Genomic DNA, 18,635 nt, shown 5'->3' on the forward strand with positions numbered 1-18,635 from the left:
ATAAAAAACCCAGTTAAAAACTGGGTTTTTTCATTTGAAATAAAACTAGAAATCTTCCAGCATAAATTCTAACGAGTCTTCATATGCTTTTAGCTCTTTTTCTAATTGGAATCTTTCTTTTATAAGTTCTATTTCACGCCATTTTCTTTTCTTATTAGTGCTTTCTGAGGACTTAGGTCTTTTACCAAACGAGCCCATTACTTGTTCAAGTTTATCCATAGAACACTCCTTTTTATTTAACAGCACCTTTTTAATAACACATTCAAGATGATAAGCAAATAATTAAAGCAATAAACTCCGATAATACTTGGTGATAAAGTAACTCTTTTTAGGCTTTATTTTAAACTAACCGTATGAAAAATAGCTATTAAAGTAACTCAGCAAGCTGTTTTTCTAATTTTATCTGGTCAAGGGTAAAATTTCTGATCCCTTCAGCAAGTTTTTCTGTGGCCATAGCATCTTCATTCATTGCCCAACGATAGCTACTTTCTGATAATTTTTCTTGAGCGGCTAATTTGGGTTGCTCACTAAATAATTTTTGCTCAAGCGGGTCATTACACTTTGATAGTTCGTCTAATAGGTTTGGACTTATCGTTAAACGATCACATCCGGCAAGTTGACGTATCTCATCTATGTTTCTAAAACTTGCTCCCATCACAACCGTTTTATAACCTTTACCTTTGTAATAGTTATAAATGCTAGTTACCGAGATCACACCAGGGTCTTCATCCGCTGCGTATTCACTTTTGCCGCTATCCTTTTTGTACCAATCTAAGATCCGGCCAACAAAAGGCGAGATTAAGTAAACCCCTGACTCGGCACAAGCTTGTGCTTGAGCAAAACTAAACAATAAAGTTAGGTTACAGTTAATACCAACCTTTTCTAGTTGCTCTGCCGCTTTAATACCTTCCCAAGTTGATGCCAGTTTAATAAGGATACGATCGTTATTAATACCTGCTTCTTTATACATCGCCATAAGCTTATGTGCTTTGGCAATTGAAGCTTGAGTATCAAAAGATAAACGTGAATCTACTTCTGTTGAAATACGACCTGGTACAGTTTTTAAAATTTCTAAGCCAATTAATACTGATAGTTTATCAGCGGCATCAATAACTTGTTGTTCTGTATTTGATGACTGTGCTTTTGCCCATGTTACCGCTTCGGTAAGTAAATGTTGATAACCTTCAAGTGATGCTGCTTTTAATAATAGCGATGGGTTTGTGGTTGCATCTTGTGGTTGAAAATTTGCGATTGCTTCAATATCGCCGGTGTCAGCAACTACAGTAGTCATTTTTTTTAATTGAGAAAGCTGGTTAGTCATGTCCTTTACCTTTTTTACGAAAAACTTAAAATTGGAGAATTATTACAACATAAATGGCTGAAAAAGTGATAAACCTTTGATGTAATGCCTAATATGACTATATTTGTAACAAATTTTCAATATATAGCAAGTATGTTCGACATTTTTTTAACTATGACGGTAATTGGCTTATCATTTATCTTCATGTTTAGCGGATTTATTGTATTATATGGGTTATATATTTTGATATTGTATTAAACGGGACCGTTATGCTACTTGTTGTTTCTCCAGCTAAAAACTTAGACTTTGAGTCACCATTACCCACTAATAAATTTTCTCAACCTGAGCTTTTAGCGCACAGTAAAGATTTAATTGACCATTGCCAAAAATTAACACCTGCAGAGATATCAACCTTAATGGGCATTAGTGATAAACTTGCTGGGTTAAACGCTGCTCGATTTGGTGAATGGTCAATGCCTTTTACTGTTGATAATGCTCGCCCAGCGGTATTAGCGTTTAATGGTGATGTTTATACCGGATTAGACGCCAAAACATTTAATGAAGATGATTTTGATTTCGCACAAAAACACATGAGAATTTTGTCAGGATTATACGGTTTACTCAAACCTCTTGATTTAATGCAAGCCTACCGCTTAGAAATGGGTTCAAGGTTAGCGAATGATCGTGGCAGCAACTTGTATCAGTTTTGGGGAGACATTATTACTGACCATGTCAATGAAGCATTGGCCCAGCAGGGTGATAAAGTGTTAATTAACCTAGCCTCTAATGAATATTTTAAATCAGTAAATAAAAAAAAGCTTCAAGGTGAAATAATTACTCCAGCATTTAAAGATTGGAAAAATGGTCAATTTAAAATGATCAGTTTCTTTGCCAAAAAAGCACGAGGTTTAATGGCACGTTATATCATTGAACATCGCTTAACAGAGGTTGAACAACTTAAATCCTTTGATGTTGCTGGCTATCAATATAGTGAAGAAATGAGTCAAGGTAATGATTTTGTTTATACCCGTAAAGAAACGCAATAGTAGCGCTAATGCATAAGCCTGCTTTAGTTTATTTACTTAGTTATACTTAACCCACTAAGCTTTAAGTGGTAAATACATAGCAAGAGAACACAAAAAAGGAAAAGGAATGCTTACATTACTCGCTAAACTGTTCAATGCACTGAACTCAGAAAGCTCTACTCGGCAAATATCATTGGCCATAGCGTTAGGTTTTATCGTTGGACTATCGCCACTGCTTACCTTGCATAATATTGCTTTTATATTCGTGGTTTTATTTTTAAGAGTCAATATCGGCGGTTTTATAGTCGCTTGGGGATTCTTTAAAGGGTTAAGTTATTTGTTGTCATCATTGATCGTCACTGTTGGTGAGTCATTACTAACAGCAAAGTCATTACACCCTTTATTTGATGCTTTATATCAGTCTTCGTTATTTAAACTAGGCCATCTTCACCATACTTATACGTTGGGTGCTTTGGTACTTGGCTGTTTATTAGCGGTGCCGTTATATTATCTAAGTAATTTTTTAATTGAAAAGTATCGACTACATATTAAAGCCTTCTTTGAGAAGTTCCGTATTGTTAAGGCATTAAAAGCATCAAAGTTCTACCGTATTTATAGCCACGTTTCTGGCCAAGGAGAGTTGTAATGAGTCGTTTTATTCGTTGGAAAGGGCTAGTCGGTTTTTTTGTGGTCATGGGATTAATGATCGCTTTTATTTATTTATTTGCAGACGCTTTAGTTAAGAAAGGTATAGAAAAATCAGGCGAATGGTATCTAGGTGCTGAGGTTAATGTTAGTGAAGTTGAAATTAACTATTTACCCTTAACACTGAGTATTGAAGGTTTCCAAGCAACCGATCCTGAAAAACCTAGCCATAATTTGGTGAGTTTTTCACAAGCCTCAGCCGGTGTCGATGTTTGGCAATATTTATTTGGTAAGTTATATATTAGCGAGTTAAACGTTGCTGAGTTAAGAATCGATCAGCCTAGGCAGTCTGTAGGTGAAGTCTATAGGCTTGGTGATGATACTGAAAATGGCAGTGACGGTGTAGGTGATTCAATGTTACCTAAACTTGATGTTAGCCTACCTAAAGCTGAAGATTTACTCAATAATAGTGATTTGCTAACGGTCAAGCGTGGCAAAGCTTTAGAGCAAAGTTATCAAATCGAAAAGAAAAAGCTGCAAGCTGCTTATGAAACACTTCCGACTAAAGACGCGTTAGCAGACTATAAAAAGCAAGTAGAGCAACTCGCTAATATTAAGATAGAAAGTTTAGCCGATCTTGAAAAGCTTAATAAAGATTTTACTGCGCTAAAAACGAAGTTCGAAGCTGATCAAGTGGTCATGAACAAAGCAAAGCAGCAAGTTAGCGCTTCAAAAACATTATTAAGCGAACAAACTAAAGCTTTAAAAGATGCGCCAAGCGCCGATTGGAAAAACATTGAGAGCAAGTACCAACTTGACAGTGTCGATGGTGCTGATTTTGCTCACTTGTTGTTTGGTGAGCAAGCAAGAGAATACTTTGGTTATGCTGATACTGTTTATCGAAATATAGCACCGCTAATTAAATCTTCAAAAGTCGACAAAGAAGCACCAGTAGCAAGCGATCAAGGTCGTTATGTGCAGTTTAATGATGAAACACCTTTACCCGATGTACTTATCGAACAAGCAAATTTTTCTTTAATATTGCCACAAGGTGAATTTGCAATTAGCGGCAAAGAATTGACACATCAGCACTGGGTACGAGGTAATAACAGTGTTATTAACGTTAAAAGTGACAATGTACAGGGCTCGGGGAAATTAACCTTAGGGTTAGCTTTCTCACTAGATAAGCAAGATGTTTTAACAGGTAAGGGGCAGTGGCAACTTGCCGACGTTAACTTAAAAGATGTTTCACTACAAAAATCAAGTGCTTTTACTTTAGATCTTAACAGTGGCTTATTATCAGGTAAGGGGGCTTTTTCATTCATTGATGACCAAATTGACAGTGAAAATAAACTTAACCTGGCTAATACTCAATATAGTGGTGCTGGTACTTCAAAGTTAAGTACACTCTTTATTGACACAGTTCAGTCTCTTAAATCGTTGGCGTTAACCATAGCTGCAAAAGGTAAAATAACGGCTCCGACGTTATCTATCTCATCACCACTTGATAACCAATTAAAAGATTCAATGGTGCAGCAGGTATCAACTAAATTAACAAGCTTCAAATCTGACATTAAAGCAGGGTTAAACACTAAGCTTACTCAAGCTTTAGGGGGAAGTAATAAGGAAGCCGAGTCTCTAATGGATGTTGAAGCACTGATTGGAGATAGCGATAAAGCATTAGATGATCTGATTAACTCTGATATCGTCGCAGCGAAAAAGAAAGAGTTTGAAGATAAACAAAAAGATAAGCTCAAAGATAAAGCAAAAGAAAAACTAGGGAAACTATTTGGTTAGGCTTGCTTAGCTTACTCATCATTAATGACAAGTTTACGCTCAGCTATCGTAGCTGCCAAAGGGGAGCTGAGCGGCCAAGCTAAACTCGTTTAATAAAGTCGTTTTAGTTTTTTCTGTAAAAAAAGCCTCAGCTTATTATTAAGTTGAGGCTTTTTGTTGTTAATTAGCGTGTTGTTTTTACTAAGCTTTAATGCCTAAACTGCTAAGGCCACCACTTTTCTTGCCCTTACTATTGTAGGTCATTGATGAGCGGTTATGATTCTCAAGCAAGGAGTTTTTCATGCGTTCAGCGGCAAGTGAAGATTGCTGTATGATTTGACCGTTAACCTGATTTTTGTCTTTACAACGCAGTAAAATAGCTTCAATTTCAGCAATCTCTTGCTGATGAATACCTGATTTAACTTCGTTTTTCAAAATAATATTTTGAGCGTTTTGTTCATCAAGTTGCTGTATGGCTTTTAGCAAAGCCTCTTTTTGCTCGGTCACGGCAGTTAATGCTTGTGGGCTTTGTTTTTGTAAGACTTCTTTTTCAACGCTGAGCAGCTCTTCAAGCTGCTGTAGGTTATGTAACTGTTGAGCAATTAATTGCTCTGCTGCTAACGCTGTCATCAGGTGTAACTCCTGTGATTAGGTTAACAGTAAACTGTTAGCCTAGTTTAAATTCGAAATTTGCTATACTGGCAGCAAGCTTTTCAGGATCAACTTTATACTCACCATTTGCAATGGCTTTTTTGAGTTGATCGATTTTTTTCTGATCAACGGCTGGTGCGTCATTCGCTTTCTTTTGTAACTCATTTAACTGTTGAGCTTGTGGTGTTAAAGAGACTGAATCTTTACCTACAGATCTTCCTTGTTCACTACTTGCTGCATTTTGTGTGGCTTGCTGTTTGACTTGTACTTGTTGATCAAGCTTTTGCTTTACCTGACTGTTGTTTGACAAGTTATTGATATTTATAGCCATAATACTATCCTATAGATAACGGGTTGATATTCACTATCTTGTTATCGGCAAGCAGCCTAATAACTTAACCATTATTATAAATTAATTATCACTTCGTTGATAGCCGATACTCGCCCTGTTACCGTTCTACCACTGCCTTCATTTTCAACCGCTATTTGCTCGCCAAGCCCGCCGTCTTCAAGGGCTATGCCGGAGGTTTTTATTGTCAAGGTATTCGATTGCGCAATAAGCGTGACATGGCTGCCTTTGCAAACAAAACAAATATTTTTTTTAGTTAGAATCACACCCGCCCTCAACTTTCTTTTAGCTCGGGTACCAATAACGATTCTGGTATCATCTAAGCTCTCACCACGAATTCTATATTTATCGCGATATTCAATGGTGACATTTGAACTATCAACTCTACTGCCCTTACTAATGATACTTTTTGCAACAACTACCGGTATGACCACTTGAATTTTTGCAGGAATATAAAGATACCAAGACGATGGGTCGTCGCAATTTATTTTAACATTTACGTTTCTACCATTATGATTTTCAGGTATATTTGCGATTAAAGGTGTTAAACAAGGTTGAATAATAATTCTGGGATCTAAAGTAGAGACTGAAACGTTTATCTTTCCTTGCTTTGGCAATGGCGTGTTATTTTTTATAAATTGGGTAACAAAATCTTGAAGTTGCTGTCTGTCCATCGTTTGGGCAAAGGCTAGATTTGAAAAAAGCGCTGAGATTAGCGAAAGAATGATAAATATCTTGAATATGCTCATAAATTTGTCAACTATTTGCTAGGGAAATTAAAATACTCGTCTATGCTTAATTTATGTATAGTTTAACAATAATTAAAAACAGACGAATACGCACTAAACGTCAAAAAATTGAACGTTCAATATGTATCTGTAAGCACAATCAAGAAGTGTGCCTTTTTGTGAATTAAGTAAAATGAGGTTTGTATGGCAGGAATTTTAGACTCAGTAAATCAACGCACTCAGTTGGTTGGACAGAATAGGCTTGAATTATTACTTTTTCGTTTAATCGGACCACAACGTTTTGGTATTAATGTTTTTAAAGTACGTGAAGTTATGCCTTGTCCGCGCTTAACCTTACTGCCAGGACAAGACCCTTTTATTAAAGGTGTTGCCCATATTCGTGGCCAAACCATTTCAGTGATCGATTTGAGCAAATCGACAGGTGGCCCAGAAATAGTGCCAGATGAAAATTCCTTTGTCATTATTGCAGAATATAATCGCAGTGTGCAGGGCTTTTTAGTTGGCGGTGTTGAGAGAATCGTCACGTTAAGCTGGAAAGATATCATGCCCCCTCCAGAAGGTGCTGGCAAATCAAGCTATTTAACGGCGGTTACAGAAATAGACAAAAAAATGGTCTCTATTTTAGATGTAGAGAAAATTTTAAATGAAATTAGTCCTATTTCAACAGAACTCAGTGAAGGTGTTGTTGATGCGAGTGTCGGAGTTAGTCTTGGCGAACGGGTAATTATGATCGCGGATGATTCAACCGTAGCTCGAAATCAGGTGAGAAGAGCTCTAGAGCCATTAGGCTTAACAATGTTGTTAGCTAAAAATGGCCAAGACGCTTTAGATCAATTACTTGCTATAGAAGCCGAGTGTCATACATCAATTACCGAAAAAGTGGCTTTACTTATCTCTGATATAGAAATGCCTGAAATGGACGGTTACACCTTAACCGCTGAGATTAAAAATAATGATCGATTGAAAGCCATGCCGGTTATTTTACATACTTCGCTAAGTGGTGTTTTTAATAATGCCATGGTTGCTAAAGTTGGTGCAGAAGATTTTATTCCAAAGTTTCATCCTGATGAGTTAGCCACAGCAGTAAAAAAATGGTTAAAGAAAGATGAACTAGCAAATAATGCTAATTAACCCATTATTTTTAGCGTATTCTATCGTTAATAAATGATAATAATAATTTAAGGCGGAATATCGAAGTGTCAATCCGACAGCTTGATGATAGCAGTTATCATCAGTTTAGAGTCTTCCTAGAGAAACAATGTGGCATCGTCTTAGGTGAAAATAAACAATACCTAGTAAAAAGCCGTTTAGCCCCTTTAATGGCTAAATTTGATGTTACCACATTAGGTGATTTAGTCACTCGTACTCTCAGTCCAATTGAAAGGCAGTTACGCGCCGCAGTTATCGACGCCATGACGACCAACGAAACCTTGTGGTTTCGCGATGAGTACCCCTTTGAACTATTGAAAAAACGCTTACTTCCTGAGTTTAAAAATCAAAGAACGCCTTTAAAAATTTGGTCAGCGGCAAGTTCTTCAGGTCAAGAACCTTATTCTATTGCGATGGCAGTTCAAGAATTTAAGCAAAGTAATCCTGCTGCGTTTTCGGGAGGTGTTCAAATTATTGGCACTGATATCTCCAATACTATGCTTGAGCATTGTAAGTATGGCCATTATGACAATTTAGCTTTGTCACGAGGTTTATCAGCCGAACGCAAAAGAATGTTTTTTGAAAATGGCGATAAAGGTATGTCAAAAGTCAAAGACTCGGTTAAGAAAATGGTTAGCTTTAGGCAACTAAATCTCCTAAATAGTTATAGTTTAATGGGTAAGTTTGATATTGTATTTTGCCGTAACGTATTGATTTACTTCGCACCAGAAATTAAAAAGCAAATAATATCTCAAATTGAAGGCGTGCTAAATCCTAACGGCTATCTCTTTCTTGGCGCCTCGGAATCCTTAACGGGTTTAAACCAAAACTTTGATATGGTTCGCTGTAATCCTGGTATCATTTATCAAAAAAAGACTTAATATCCCCCCACTAAACTCCCCGTTGGCATAGAAATTGTATAGTTATCTTCATTGATTTGGAGGTAACACTATGGCTATCACTTTTGAAAAAGCACTTGGCATTCACCCACAAACACTTGCTGTTCGTTCTAAACGTGCAGAAGTTATTGCTAGTAATATTGCTAATGCAGATACACCTGGCTATAAAGCCAAGGGCATGGACTTTAAGTCTGCCTTAGCGCAAGCCTCTCAAAAGCAACAATCAGGTATGTCACGAACCCACGAAAAGCATTTTGATGTTCGCATTGCAACCAATAATGGGGTGCAATTTAGAACACCAGATCAACCAGATACTGGCGATGGTAATACCGTAGATGCACAAGTGGAACGAAACTTGTATCTAGAAAACTCAATGCAGTATCAAGCCAGCATTCAATTTCTTACTGGCAGGATTAAAGGCTTGAAAAAAGCCATCACCGGAGCAGGGCAATAATTATGAGCCTATTTAACGTATTTACTATATCTGGCACGGGTATGAGCGCTCAATCTGTTCGCTTAAATACCACCGCAAGTAACATTGCTAATGCTGATAGTGTTAGCAGTAGTGTTGATGCAACCTATCGAGCACGGCATCCGGTTTTTGCCGCAGAGATGCAAAAAGCTGCCGCAGGACAAGATGACTCAGGCGTAGGTGTCAAAGTTTTAGGCATTGTGGAAAGCGATCAGCCTTTAAACATTCAGCACTCTCCGGGACACCCAATGGCAGATAAAGATGGTTTCATTTATAAACCCAATGTAAACGTGATTGAAGAAATGACCAATATGATTTCAGCATCACGCTCATATCAAACAAATGTTCAATTGGCTGAATCAGCAAAAAATATGCTGAATAAAACCTTACAGCTTGGCAAGTAACAATTAAAGGTGGGATAAAATATGGAAACAGTAAGCGGAAGTAAACCTTTAGATGGCATGCGCTGGCAAAAGGAAGATGTTACAACGACGGATAATGGCAATGGTATGTTAACGCAAGAAGATTTCTTTGCGTTACTGACCAAAGAGCTTTCTCATCAAGATCCGACTAAGCCCGTTGAAAATAATGAAATGATTTCGCAAATGACCGCGTTTTCAACGACTGACGGTGTGGCAACGCTAAATGAACAGTTTACATCATTTGCTGCATCCATGTCATCGAGTCAAGCATTACAAGCCTCCTCGTTAGTGGGTCGTAGCGTTCTAGTTGATGATAATGTTTTTGGTATGGCTGAAGGTGAAGCCGTTAAAGGCAAAATGATCACTGATAAAGCGGCAAGTAATGTGAATATTTATGTTGAAAACACCGCTGGAGAACTTATTCAAACAGTTCCTGTTGGCAGTGTGGCTGCAGGTGAGTTTACCTTTAATTGGGACGGCAAGATGACAAATGGCGAGCCCGCTCCACAAGGTGCTTATCGTTTTAGAATTGCAGGATTAGTGGAAGGTGAAGCATCAGAATTACAAGCGATGACCTATCGTAAAGTTGATAGTGTGACGTTAGCCGGTGCAGGTGGAAATATTTTATTAAATCTTAATGGTGGCAGTTCCATGGCACTAGCAGATGTGGTGGAAGTATCAGAAGGTTAAATTAATAGTTCTTCGAACTAAATAAATTTAAGCCACTGTTATTTCAATGAAGAGTGAATACTCGAAAATTAGAAATAATTAAGATAAACAGTTTTTTATATGAGGTGCAATTATGTCATTTAATATAGCGTTGAGCGGATTAAACGCTGCTCAAAAAGATTTGGATGTTACATCAAATAACATCGCTAACGTTAATACCACCGGCTTTAAAGAGTCGCGTGCGGAATTTGTTGATGTGTATGCAGCATCATTACTTGCTTCTGGTAAAACAAAAGTGGGTGACGGTGTTTTGACGGCAGATGTCGCTCAGCAGTTTCAGCAAGGTAGTATTCAGTTTACTAATAACGCCTTAGATTTAGCCGTTACGGGTAATGGTTTTTATGCAACAGTACCTGAACTTGACTCCTTAGAAACGTCATATACCCGAGCAGGTCAGTTTAAATTAAACGACAGTAACTTTGTTGTTAACTCTGCGGGTGAGCATTTATTAGGTTTCCCCGTTAACCCTGACGGCACCTCTGCGTCGGTAAGTTTAAGTACGGCAGAGCCTATTCGTATTCCTACGGCCTCTGGTGCTCCTCAAAAAACCAGTGAAGTAGATGTACGAATGAACTTACCTGCGGGTGATTCTTTCATTAGTAGTGCGCCAGGTAACTTTGATCCCGATGATCCTTTGACTTTTAACCATTCAACTTCAGTGACTATTTTTGATTCATTAGGTGATAGTCATATAATGACTTATTACTTTATTAAAGATAATCCTTCGTCTGATGCTAACGAGTGGATGATGTTTGCTGGCGTTGATGGCATACCGGTAGATTTAGCTGATCCAGGTGGACAGACAGATCCAGATCCAACGGCAGCTCCAGGAACGCCAATAACAAATCCACAAGGTGGCGGTAGTTCAGGTCCGTTATCAGCAAGTGGCGGTGTTACTGGCATGCGTATGTACTTTGATTCTTCAGGTGATTTTGTTGCACAATTACCTATGCCAGGTGACGGTGGTGCTATTACCGTGGCACTTGGAGCGACAATATTAGCCAATGGTGCTGATCCAACTCAAACCGTGAAAATTAATTTTAATCTAGACCCTCTTGGCCCTAATCCAAATGAACCTACGCAGTTTGCTTCAAACTTTGAAGTGACTTCGCTTGAGCAAGATGGCTTAGCGGTTGGTCGATTAACCGGTATAGATATTGGTAGTGATGGTTTAATTCGAGCGACTTACAGTAATGGTACCTCAGAACCATTATCACGCATTGCTTTAGTAAACTTTGCCAATGAACAGGGCTTAACGCAAATTGGTAATACTTCATGGAAAGAAAGTATTAGTTCCGGTGAAGCATTGGCTGGTGAGGCGGGTTCAGGTACTTTTGGTACTATTAATTCATCGGCATTAGAGCAATCAAACGTTAACTTAACCACAGAATTAATCGACTTAATTTCAGCACAACGAAATTTTCAGGCTAACTCTCGTGCACTAGAAGTTGATAACCAGCTAAACCAAACTATTCTACAGATTCGATAAATAAATCTTTAAAATAATCTAGTCTATAATAAATAAAAGAGATAAAACGTAAAATGTTTTATCTCTTTTTCTGTTCAGGATGAACGGTATAGATGTAGAGCGAAACATAGCTATTCTTATGCATCCATGTCTTCATCGCATTAATACTTCTTTATGTGTCAATGCCCGAGCAGCGGATGGTCTTTATCAAACCACCTTTCTTTCAAAACCTCAGTCGGTTCCTTTTCGTTGACGATAAAACGATTATTTTTTCATCTTCCTTTTCCTGTTCTATTTCTTCTGGCACTGTTATTGCATTTCTCATTGTAAGATACAATTTTAGAGATCTGTTATGGACAAAATGCTTTATATCGCAATGAGCGGTGCGAAACAAAATATGCATTCGCTTGCCATTAATGCTAACAACCTTGCTAACGCTAAGACTACGGGTTTTAAAGCCGATTTAGCACAGGCGCGTTCAATGCAAGCTTTTGGCGAAGGCTTGCCTTCTCGTGTGTTTGCCATGACAGAAAATGCCAGCCAAAACTTTGACAGTGGTTCTTTGATGCAAACTTCTCGAGATTTAGATCTTGCCATTCAAGGGCCGGGTTGGTTTGCTGTTCAAGCTGAAAATGGTACTGAAGGTTATACACGTGATGGCCAATTTAGACTCAACGAAGAAGGTGCTTTAGAAACCTCTAAAGGTGAGCTTGTCTTAGGAGATACTGGCCCGATATTTATACCTCTACCAGTCAATAATATTCATATCAGTAAAGATGGCACCATCATGGTTCAGCCTGAAGGAGCACCGAGTTCTCTTCAAGAAGAAGTGGGTCGTCTAAAAATGGTTAACCCGAGGGTGCAAGAGTTAGCAAAAGGTGCTGATGGCTTGTTTCGTCGAAAAGATGGACTAAATGAGAATGCTGACGTCAATGTCAAAGTCGAAAATGGCATGCTTGAAGCAAGCAACGTAAACCCTATTGGGGAGATGACCGCGATGATTTCTTTGCAACGTCAGTTTGAAATGCAATTAAAACTCATGAAAACAGCGGAAGAAGTTGATGCAAGTTCAGCATCTTTATTACGTGCTTTCTAATTTAAATAAATAATTTTTGAGGTGATTTATGAACCCAGCATTATGGATAAGTAAAACAGGGTTAGATGCGCAAACAAAAGATATTGCGGTAATTTCTAATAATTTAGCTAACGCCAGTACCATAGGTTTTAAGAAAAGTCGTGCCGTATTTGAAGATTTACTCTATCAAACGATTAATCAGCCAGGTGGTCGCTCTGCACAAGATACAGAGATGCCTTCAGGCTTAATGCTTGGCGCGGGTACAAAAGTGGTGGCTACGCAAAAAATTCATACCCAAGGTGATATGCAAACTACCGATAACGCTTTAGATCTAATGATCCAAGGTGAAGGTTTTTTTGAAGTGCAACTCCCTGACGGTACATCGTCATATTCAAGAAATGGTCAATTTACCATGGATGAAGAGGGCAATATGGTTACACCGGGCGCGGGTTATTTAATTCAACCACAAATAACTATTCCGCCTGATGCGTTAAGTATTATTGTTTCTCAAGATGGTGAAGTCTCTGTAACTCTTCAGGGGCAACCTGATCCTGCTGTTATCGGTCAAATTAATACAGTTAACTTTGTTAACCCGACCGGTTTGCAGCCAATAGGGCAAAATTTATACATTCAAACAGCGGTTAGTGGTGCTCCACAAGAAGGGGTTCCAGGTTTAGAAGGTTTTGGCATGATAGTGCAAGGCGCGCTAGAAACCTCGAATGTAAATACCACCGAAGAACTTGTTAACTTGATTGAAAGTCAACGGGTATATGAAATGAACTCAAAAGTAATTTCAGCAGTTGATGAAATGCTTAGTTATATTAATCAGCAGTTATAGCGTTAAGGAATCTCTTATGAAAATTCACTTAGTCTTAGTTATCTTTTTTTTATCAATAACGGGTTGTGCCAGTGTTGAACAGGCAAAAACGTTACCTGACGATCCTGACTTTGCGCCAATTTTACCCGAAATGGAAGAAGCCTCTATTATCCCGACGGGTTCACTATTTAGAGCTAACTACGTTAATAATATTTATTCTGACTCAAAAGCTCATCGTGTTGGTGACATTATTTCAGTGACGTTAAGTGAAAGTACACAAGCACAGAAAAATGCTAAAACAGAGTTGAGTAAAGAAAATAGTGCCAGTTTAGATCCTATTATTGGTTTAGGCGGCGCTGCAGTAAACTTTAAAAATAATGCCATTCAATTTGGCTATAACCAAGGCTCTGACTTTAGTGGTGATTCAAAGTCTAACCAAGGTAATAGCTTAAACGGTCATATTTCTGTACATGTTTTGCGTGTTTTGCCCAATGGCAATTTGATGATCCGTGGTGAAAAATGGATGACTTTAAATAACGGTGACGAATTTATTCGCTTAACCGGTGTTATTCGCGCACAAGATATTAGCTCTAGTAACACCATTGTTTCTGGTAAAATCGCCAATGCGCGGATTGAATATGCAGGTACAGGGACTTTTGCTGATGTACAAGAACAAGGTTGGTTATCGAGTTTCTTTACTAGCTCTTGGTGGCCCCTGTAGGGTTAATTGAACAAAAACTTTCAATAGGTATTATTATGAACACTTTTTTCACAAGTATGAAAGTTACTGTCTTGGTGCTAACATTTTTGTTTAGTTCGATGAGCTCTGCACAGCGAATTAAAGATTTAGCCGATGTTGCTGGTGTCCGAAGTAATCAATTGATAGGTTATGGTTTAGTGGTGGGTTTACCTGGCACAGGCGAACAAAGTCCATTTACCGAACAAAGTTTTAAAACCATGCTAAGTAATTTTGGTATTACTATGCCGGCTAATTTAAAACCAAAAATTAAAAATGTTGCTGCGGTTGCTGTTCATGCTGAGTTACCCGCATTTACTAAACCCGGCCAAAGAATTGATATTACCGTTTCTTCAATGGGCAGTGCGCAAAGCTTACGTGGTGGAACATTAATACAAACTATTCTCATGGGTATTGATGGCAATGCTTATGCCGTTGCTCAAGGCAGTTTAGTCGTTAGCGGTTTAGGTGCTGAAGGTTTAGATGGCTCAAAAGTTATTGTTAATACACCAACCGTAGGCCGTATTGCTAATGGTGCTATGGTTGAACGTGAAGTTATTTCACCATTTACTTCTGGCGATTATATTACCTTTAATCTTAGAGATTCTGATTTCAGTAGTGCGAGAAGTTTAGAGCGAGTCATTAATAGCGAGTTTGCTAACATTAACGACCCCGCCACTTTTATTGCTCGCGCTATTGATGCAACCTCTATTCAAGTCAATGCACCAAGAGATGCGAGCCAACGAGTCAGTTTTTTGGCTGCCTTAGAAAACTTAGAATTCGAACCTTCACGTCCGGCGGCGAAAGTTATTGTTAACTCCCGTACTGGTACCATCGTGATCGGCTCTGATGTGCGCTTATTGCCTGCCGCCATTACTCATGGTGGTATTACGGTAACGATTAATGAAACACGAGATGTCTCTCAGCCTAATGCTTTTGCTGATGGTAATACGGCGGTGACGAATCAATCTATTGTTAACGTTAATAAAGATGATAACCGGATGTTTGTTTTTGATCCGGGGGTAAGCTTAGACACACTCGTTCGAGCGATTAATGAAATTGGTGCGGGCCCTGGTGATGTTATGGCAATTCTTGAAGCACTATCACAAGCGGGTGCATTACGAGGAGAATTGATCATTATTTAATGATCAATAAAGCTTATGATTACACCAAATCAATCATCACTAACTTCATTGACACCGCAAGCATCTGTGACCGCTAATTCTCAGAATTTTTTAGACATCAATGGCTTGAATTCTATTCGCCAACAGTCTAAAGAAACTGATAAAGGCTCAAAAGATGCGGCTTTACAAACAGCGGCCAAGCAGTTTGAAGCGATTTTTATGCAAATGTTGATGAAAAGTATGCGTAAAGCACAAGACGTTTTAGAGTCAGATAGTCCCTTTAATTCAGAAAGTACAAAATTTTATCGTGATATGCATGACCAACAAATGTCATTAGAATTATCCAATAACGGCTCTTTAGGTTTATCAGACTTAATCGTTCGCCAGCTAGGTGGTGACACTGAAAGTTTTACCCCGCAGTCATTTTTACAAAGTGATAATCGCTTCAGTAAAAGTAACGGCTTACTCAGTGAAGATAATAATAAAGGCAAGTCAATTGTCGACACAGGGATCCTTATTTCGGCCGAGGATCGTCAAACTAATGACTCAGGTGATCGTTCAACTAATAATCGACAATCATTATTTGATATGCCACAACGAGCGCCTTCTTCGTCTAACACGGTAAATTCGTTAGATAACAAACCGTCTGTTTATGAAATGCTTGCCATGCAAGAGCCTCAGTATCAACAACCTAAAGACTTTGTTATGGCATTAACTGAAGATGCTAAACGTGTTGAAGAAAAGTTAAATATTCCCTTTGAAGTTGTTATAGCTCAAGCCGCATTAGAAACTGGCTGGGGACAAAAAATCATCAAAACAGAAAGTGGTCAAAGCTCTAATAACTTGTTTAACATTAAAGCGGATAAACGCTGGGATGGCGACAAAATCAATAAGGAAACCCTTGAATTTGAACAAGGTGCTATGGTTAAAAAACGTGAGCCCTTTCGCGTTTATGAAACCATTAGTGACAGCGTTAATGATTACATGCAGTTTCTCTCAAACAGCGAACGCTATAAAAATGCATTAGACAAAGCTGGCGATGTGGAACACTTCCTGCATAACCTACAGAGTGCTGGTTATGCGACGGATCCCAAATACGCAGAAAAAATTAAGGGAACACTACGAACCGTAACCAGTTTACTAAATAAGTAAATAAGCGCTCAGCATATAAATGCATTGAGTTTTGGTTAGGTTAGGAGTGAAGTCATGTCGGTTAACTTATATAACACAGGTGTTAGTGGTTTACTTGCCGCACAGCAGCAGCTGGCGACAACGGGTCATAATATTGCCAATGTTAATACAGAGGGTTATAGCCGACAACGCGCAGAACAAAATTCATCGGTGGGGTTATTCAGTGGCGGCAACTATGTTGGCTCTGGTACCTATGTTAACGATATCACTCGTCTATACGAACAATTCTCCCATAAAGAACAACTACTTAATCAAAGCAAACTCGGTAATGCTGACTTATTACAAGGGCGCTTAACACAACTAGACCAAGTGATGAGTACCTCAGGTAACGCCGTGGTGGGTTCACTTGACAGTTTTTACCAATCACTCAATGGCGTTGCTGACAATCCTAATGATTTAGGTTTACGCAGTATTGTGCTTAATCAAGCGAATATTTTAAGCAAAGACTTTAATGAGCTGACTAATAATTTTGACAATATGACCAAAGCGGTCAACGGTGAAATTGAACAAATTGCTACTAAAATTTCTGAAATATCCAATGAATTAGCAAAAATTAATGAAACCATTATGCAAACTCAAGGGTTAAATCAAACAGGGCAACCTAATGATTTACTTGATAAACGAGATCGATTAATTGGTGAACTAAGTAAGTTTACCAAAGTGACTACCGTAGAAGATGCTAACGGTGTACTCACTGTAATGATAGGACAAGGTACGACACTGGTTGCCGGTATTACGCCAATGACAGTACAAGTTAAGGCTGGCGATCCCGATCCAAATAAAACCCAGCTAAGTTTAGTCAGTGGCAATAGTCGTGTGGCATTAAATGGTTCTACGTTAGGTGGCTCTTTAGCGGCAAACTTTGAATTTAGAGACCAGCATTTAAATCAAACGCGTAAAGAAATTGATCGCTTAGCTATGTCTATATCGTCAATATTAAATGACAGTCAAGCCAGTGGTTTAGATCTAAATGGTGTTCAAGGGGCAAATTTTTTCACCGATATTAATGCAACACAATTACAACAAGGTCGTGTGCTAGCTCCTTCATCAAACACGGGTACCACACAACCTCAAGTGGTTATCAACGACGTTTCTTTATTATCTACTGATGACTTTGAAGTGCGTTTCGATGGTACTGATTTTACGTTATATAATTTGACTACCGGTGGAAGCGAAAACCTAGGGATGCCTGGTACAGGTACGCCTGCAGGTACGCATACACCCACGACACCCGATTACGGTTTCTCATTTATTGAAACAGCGGGTGGCACGCTTCAGGCCGGTGACAAGTTTACTATTGTACCGACCAAAAACAGTGCGGCATTAATGCAAGCGACATTAACTGACGCTAATGCCATCGCAGCAAGTACAGCGATTGCGGTGACACCGTCGAGTAACAATATTAGCAATGGTAAAATAGAAATTACTAATGTGACTAACCCTGTTGCGGCGAGTGCATATGATATCACTGTTGATGTATATGAAACACCACCACCACCACTGCCAGCACCCCAAATACCTACCGGAATATTTGAGTATCGAGTCTATAACACATCAACGCCACCACCTGGAACGCCGGCCATAGCATCAGGTAGTTATGCAACAGGGGCGAGTGCTATTATTGATATTCCTGCCGGCTCACCTGATTTTCAAATTGAAATTAAAGGTGATCTTGCTGGTTCAGGCGCTAATGCACGTGAAACCTTTACCTTAGGTAATGCTTTTGGTGTTGGTAATGGTAATCATGCGGTTGCTATGGCAAAGACCCAAGAAATAGGTGTGGTCAATGCGGGAAAACAAACCTTTAGCGAAAGCTTAGCCGTTTCAACCTCAATAGTAGGTTCAAAAGCGAGTAATGCTGATTTATCAGCAGATACCGCACAGGCCTTATTTACTCAAGCTTATAACCGTAATCAAGCGACATCAGGTGTAAATCTTGATGAAGAAGCTGCGAATCTTTTGAGATATCAACAAGCTTATCAAGCGGCATCACAAATAATCTCTACAGCAAATACTATTTTTGACACCATTTTATCGGCAGTCAGGTAAGGAATTTTT

At 38.7% G+C, this 18,635-nt stretch carries 20 protein-coding genes; 15 read left to right on the forward strand and 5 right to left on the reverse strand.

What is annotated here, in order from left to right:
• Positions 1-45 precede the first annotated feature (45 nt).
• Complete coding sequence (locus tag H4J76_RS02185; RefSeq protein ID WP_083277925.1) at positions 46-219, reverse strand: DUF3545 family protein; 174 nt, start codon at positions 217-219, stop codon at positions 46-48.
• A gap of 148 nt (positions 220-367) precedes the next feature.
• A complete protein-coding gene (tal, locus tag H4J76_RS02190) occupies positions 368-1,321 on the reverse strand; it encodes a transaldolase (RefSeq protein WP_182221083.1) in 954 nt (317 codons plus the stop codon).
• A 248-nt stretch (positions 1,322-1,569) separates the two neighbouring features.
• Between tal and yaaA the strand changes: the two genes are divergently transcribed.
• The 3 genes from yaaA (at position 1,570) to H4J76_RS02205 (ending at position 4,767) form a co-directional block, all read left to right on the forward strand.
• Positions 1,570-2,346 (forward strand): peroxide stress protein YaaA, encoded by a 777-nt coding sequence (yaaA, locus tag H4J76_RS02195; RefSeq protein WP_182176181.1) that lies wholly within the window; start codon positions 1,570-1,572, stop codon positions 2,344-2,346.
• Between the two features lie 106 nt (positions 2,347-2,452).
• Positions 2,453-2,971 carry a TIGR03546 family protein gene (locus tag H4J76_RS02200; protein WP_070374661.1) on the forward strand — a complete coding sequence of 173 codons (519 nt, stop codon included), beginning with the start codon at positions 2,453-2,455 and terminating at the stop codon, positions 2,969-2,971.
• Entirely contained in the window at positions 2,971-4,767 is a 1,797-nt protein-coding gene (locus tag H4J76_RS02205; protein WP_182230016.1) for a TIGR03545 family protein, read from the forward strand. The genes H4J76_RS02200 and H4J76_RS02205 overlap by 1 nt, the downstream gene beginning before the upstream one ends.
• Before the next feature lie 180 nt (positions 4,768-4,947).
• Here the strand turns inward: H4J76_RS02205 and flgN are convergent, their stop codons facing one another.
• From flgN to flgA, 3 genes are all read right to left on the reverse strand, one after another.
• Positions 4,948-5,376 (reverse strand): flagellar export chaperone FlgN, encoded by a 429-nt coding sequence (flgN, locus tag H4J76_RS02210; protein ID WP_182213485.1) that lies wholly within the window; start codon positions 5,374-5,376, stop codon positions 4,948-4,950.
• Positions 5,377-5,413: 37 nt separating this feature from the next.
• Positions 5,414-5,728, reverse strand: a complete 315-nt coding sequence (gene flgM, locus H4J76_RS02215) for a flagellar biosynthesis anti-sigma factor FlgM (protein ID WP_070374658.1) — start codon at positions 5,726-5,728, stop codon at positions 5,414-5,416.
• A gap of 74 nt (positions 5,729-5,802) precedes the next feature.
• Entirely contained in the window at positions 5,803-6,495 is a 693-nt protein-coding gene (flgA, locus tag H4J76_RS02220) for a flagellar basal body P-ring formation chaperone FlgA (RefSeq protein WP_182213486.1), read from the reverse strand.
• A 183-nt stretch (positions 6,496-6,678) separates the two neighbouring features.
• Here flgA and H4J76_RS02225 point away from each other — a divergent pair, with 183 nt between their 5' ends.
• From H4J76_RS02225 to flgK, 12 genes are all read left to right on the forward strand, one after another.
• Positions 6,679-7,626 (forward strand): chemotaxis protein, encoded by a 948-nt coding sequence (locus tag H4J76_RS02225; RefSeq protein WP_182213488.1) that lies wholly within the window; start codon positions 6,679-6,681, stop codon positions 7,624-7,626.
• A gap of 65 nt (positions 7,627-7,691) precedes the next feature.
• Positions 7,692-8,525: a protein-glutamate O-methyltransferase CheR gene (locus H4J76_RS02230; RefSeq protein WP_182213490.1), complete on the forward strand. Its 834-nt coding sequence runs from the start codon at positions 7,692-7,694 to the stop codon at positions 8,523-8,525.
• Positions 8,526-8,595: 70 nt separating this feature from the next.
• Entirely contained in the window at positions 8,596-8,997 is a 402-nt protein-coding gene (gene flgB / locus H4J76_RS02235; RefSeq protein WP_070374654.1) for a flagellar basal body rod protein FlgB, read from the forward strand.
• 2 nt (positions 8,998-8,999) lie between these two features.
• On the forward strand, positions 9,000-9,419 hold the full coding sequence (flgC, locus tag H4J76_RS02240) for a flagellar basal body rod protein FlgC (protein ID WP_070374653.1): 420 nt from the start codon (positions 9,000-9,002) through the stop codon (positions 9,417-9,419).
• Between the two features lie 21 nt (positions 9,420-9,440).
• The gene (locus H4J76_RS02245; RefSeq protein WP_182213492.1) at positions 9,441-10,127 is read left to right on the forward strand and encodes a flagellar hook assembly protein FlgD; all 687 of its coding nucleotides are present in this window, start codon (positions 9,441-9,443) and stop codon (positions 10,125-10,127) included.
• Between the two features lie 112 nt (positions 10,128-10,239).
• Positions 10,240-11,655, forward strand: coding sequence for a flagellar hook protein FlgE (gene flgE, locus H4J76_RS02250; RefSeq protein WP_182221081.1), 1,416 nt, complete (start codon positions 10,240-10,242; stop codon positions 11,653-11,655).
• A 331-nt stretch (positions 11,656-11,986) separates the two neighbouring features.
• Positions 11,987-12,730 carry a flagellar basal-body rod protein FlgF gene (gene flgF / locus H4J76_RS02255; RefSeq protein WP_182230017.1) on the forward strand — a complete coding sequence of 248 codons (744 nt, stop codon included), beginning with the start codon at positions 11,987-11,989 and terminating at the stop codon, positions 12,728-12,730.
• Between the two features lie 28 nt (positions 12,731-12,758).
• On the forward strand, positions 12,759-13,547 hold the full coding sequence (gene flgG, locus H4J76_RS02260) for a flagellar basal-body rod protein FlgG (protein ID WP_070374649.1): 789 nt from the start codon (positions 12,759-12,761) through the stop codon (positions 13,545-13,547).
• 16 nt (positions 13,548-13,563) lie between these two features.
• Positions 13,564-14,247, forward strand: a complete 684-nt coding sequence (gene flgH, locus H4J76_RS02265; RefSeq protein WP_070374648.1) for a flagellar basal body L-ring protein FlgH — start codon at positions 13,564-13,566, stop codon at positions 14,245-14,247.
• Positions 14,248-14,282: 35 nt separating this feature from the next.
• Entirely contained in the window at positions 14,283-15,407 is a 1,125-nt protein-coding gene (locus tag H4J76_RS02270; RefSeq protein ID WP_404842388.1) for a flagellar basal body P-ring protein FlgI, read from the forward strand.
• Positions 15,408-15,422: 15 nt separating this feature from the next.
• Entirely contained in the window at positions 15,423-16,538 is a 1,116-nt protein-coding gene (flgJ, locus tag H4J76_RS02275; protein WP_182230018.1) for a flagellar assembly peptidoglycan hydrolase FlgJ, read from the forward strand.
• Between the two features lie 54 nt (positions 16,539-16,592).
• Positions 16,593-18,626: a flagellar hook-associated protein FlgK gene (flgK, locus tag H4J76_RS02280; RefSeq protein ID WP_182230019.1), complete on the forward strand. Its 2,034-nt coding sequence runs from the start codon at positions 16,593-16,595 to the stop codon at positions 18,624-18,626.
• The last annotated feature ends 9 nt before the right edge of the window (positions 18,627-18,635 follow it).

Source organism: Colwellia sp. BRX9-1, assembly GCF_014077195.1.
Lineage (GTDB): Bacteria > Pseudomonadota > Gammaproteobacteria > Enterobacterales > Alteromonadaceae > Colwellia_A.

Coding starts and splice junctions, on each gene's coding strand:
- flgF (WP_182230017.1), top strand. CDS start 11,987: ATGGACAAAATGCTTTATATCGCAATGAGCGGTGCGAAACAAAATATG.
- H4J76_RS02270 (WP_404842388.1), top strand. CDS start 14,283: ATGAACACTTTTTTCACAAGTATGAAAGTTACTGTCTTGGTGCTAACA.
- flgE (WP_182221081.1), top strand. CDS start 10,240: ATGTCATTTAATATAGCGTTGAGCGGATTAAACGCTGCTCAAAAAGAT.
- flgJ (WP_182230018.1), top strand. CDS start 15,423: ATGATTACACCAAATCAATCATCACTAACTTCATTGACACCGCAAGCA.
- flgB (WP_070374654.1), top strand. CDS start 8,596: ATGGCTATCACTTTTGAAAAAGCACTTGGCATTCACCCACAAACACTT.
- H4J76_RS02185 (WP_083277925.1), bottom strand. CDS start 219: ATGGATAAACTTGAACAAGTAATGGGCTCGTTTGGTAAAAGACCTAAG.
- H4J76_RS02205 (WP_182230016.1), top strand. CDS start 2,971: ATGAGTCGTTTTATTCGTTGGAAAGGGCTAGTCGGTTTTTTTGTGGTC.
- flgA (WP_182213486.1), bottom strand. CDS start 6,495: ATGAGCATATTCAAGATATTTATCATTCTTTCGCTAATCTCAGCGCTT.
- flgM (WP_070374658.1), bottom strand. CDS start 5,728: ATGGCTATAAATATCAATAACTTGTCAAACAACAGTCAGGTAAAGCAA.
- H4J76_RS02200 (WP_070374661.1), top strand. CDS start 2,453: ATGCTTACATTACTCGCTAAACTGTTCAATGCACTGAACTCAGAAAGC.
- H4J76_RS02225 (WP_182213488.1), top strand. CDS start 6,679: ATGGCAGGAATTTTAGACTCAGTAAATCAACGCACTCAGTTGGTTGGA.
- flgH (WP_070374648.1), top strand. CDS start 13,564: ATGAAAATTCACTTAGTCTTAGTTATCTTTTTTTTATCAATAACGGGT.
- H4J76_RS02245 (WP_182213492.1), top strand. CDS start 9,441: ATGGAAACAGTAAGCGGAAGTAAACCTTTAGATGGCATGCGCTGGCAA.
- flgC (WP_070374653.1), top strand. CDS start 9,000: ATGAGCCTATTTAACGTATTTACTATATCTGGCACGGGTATGAGCGCT.
- flgN (WP_182213485.1), bottom strand. CDS start 5,376: ATGACAGCGTTAGCAGCAGAGCAATTAATTGCTCAACAGTTACATAAC.
- flgG (WP_070374649.1), top strand. CDS start 12,759: ATGAACCCAGCATTATGGATAAGTAAAACAGGGTTAGATGCGCAAACA.
- yaaA (WP_182176181.1), top strand. CDS start 1,570: ATGCTACTTGTTGTTTCTCCAGCTAAAAACTTAGACTTTGAGTCACCA.
- tal (WP_182221083.1), bottom strand. CDS start 1,321: ATGACTAACCAGCTTTCTCAATTAAAAAAAATGACTACTGTAGTTGCT.
- flgK (WP_182230019.1), top strand. CDS start 16,593: ATGTCGGTTAACTTATATAACACAGGTGTTAGTGGTTTACTTGCCGCA.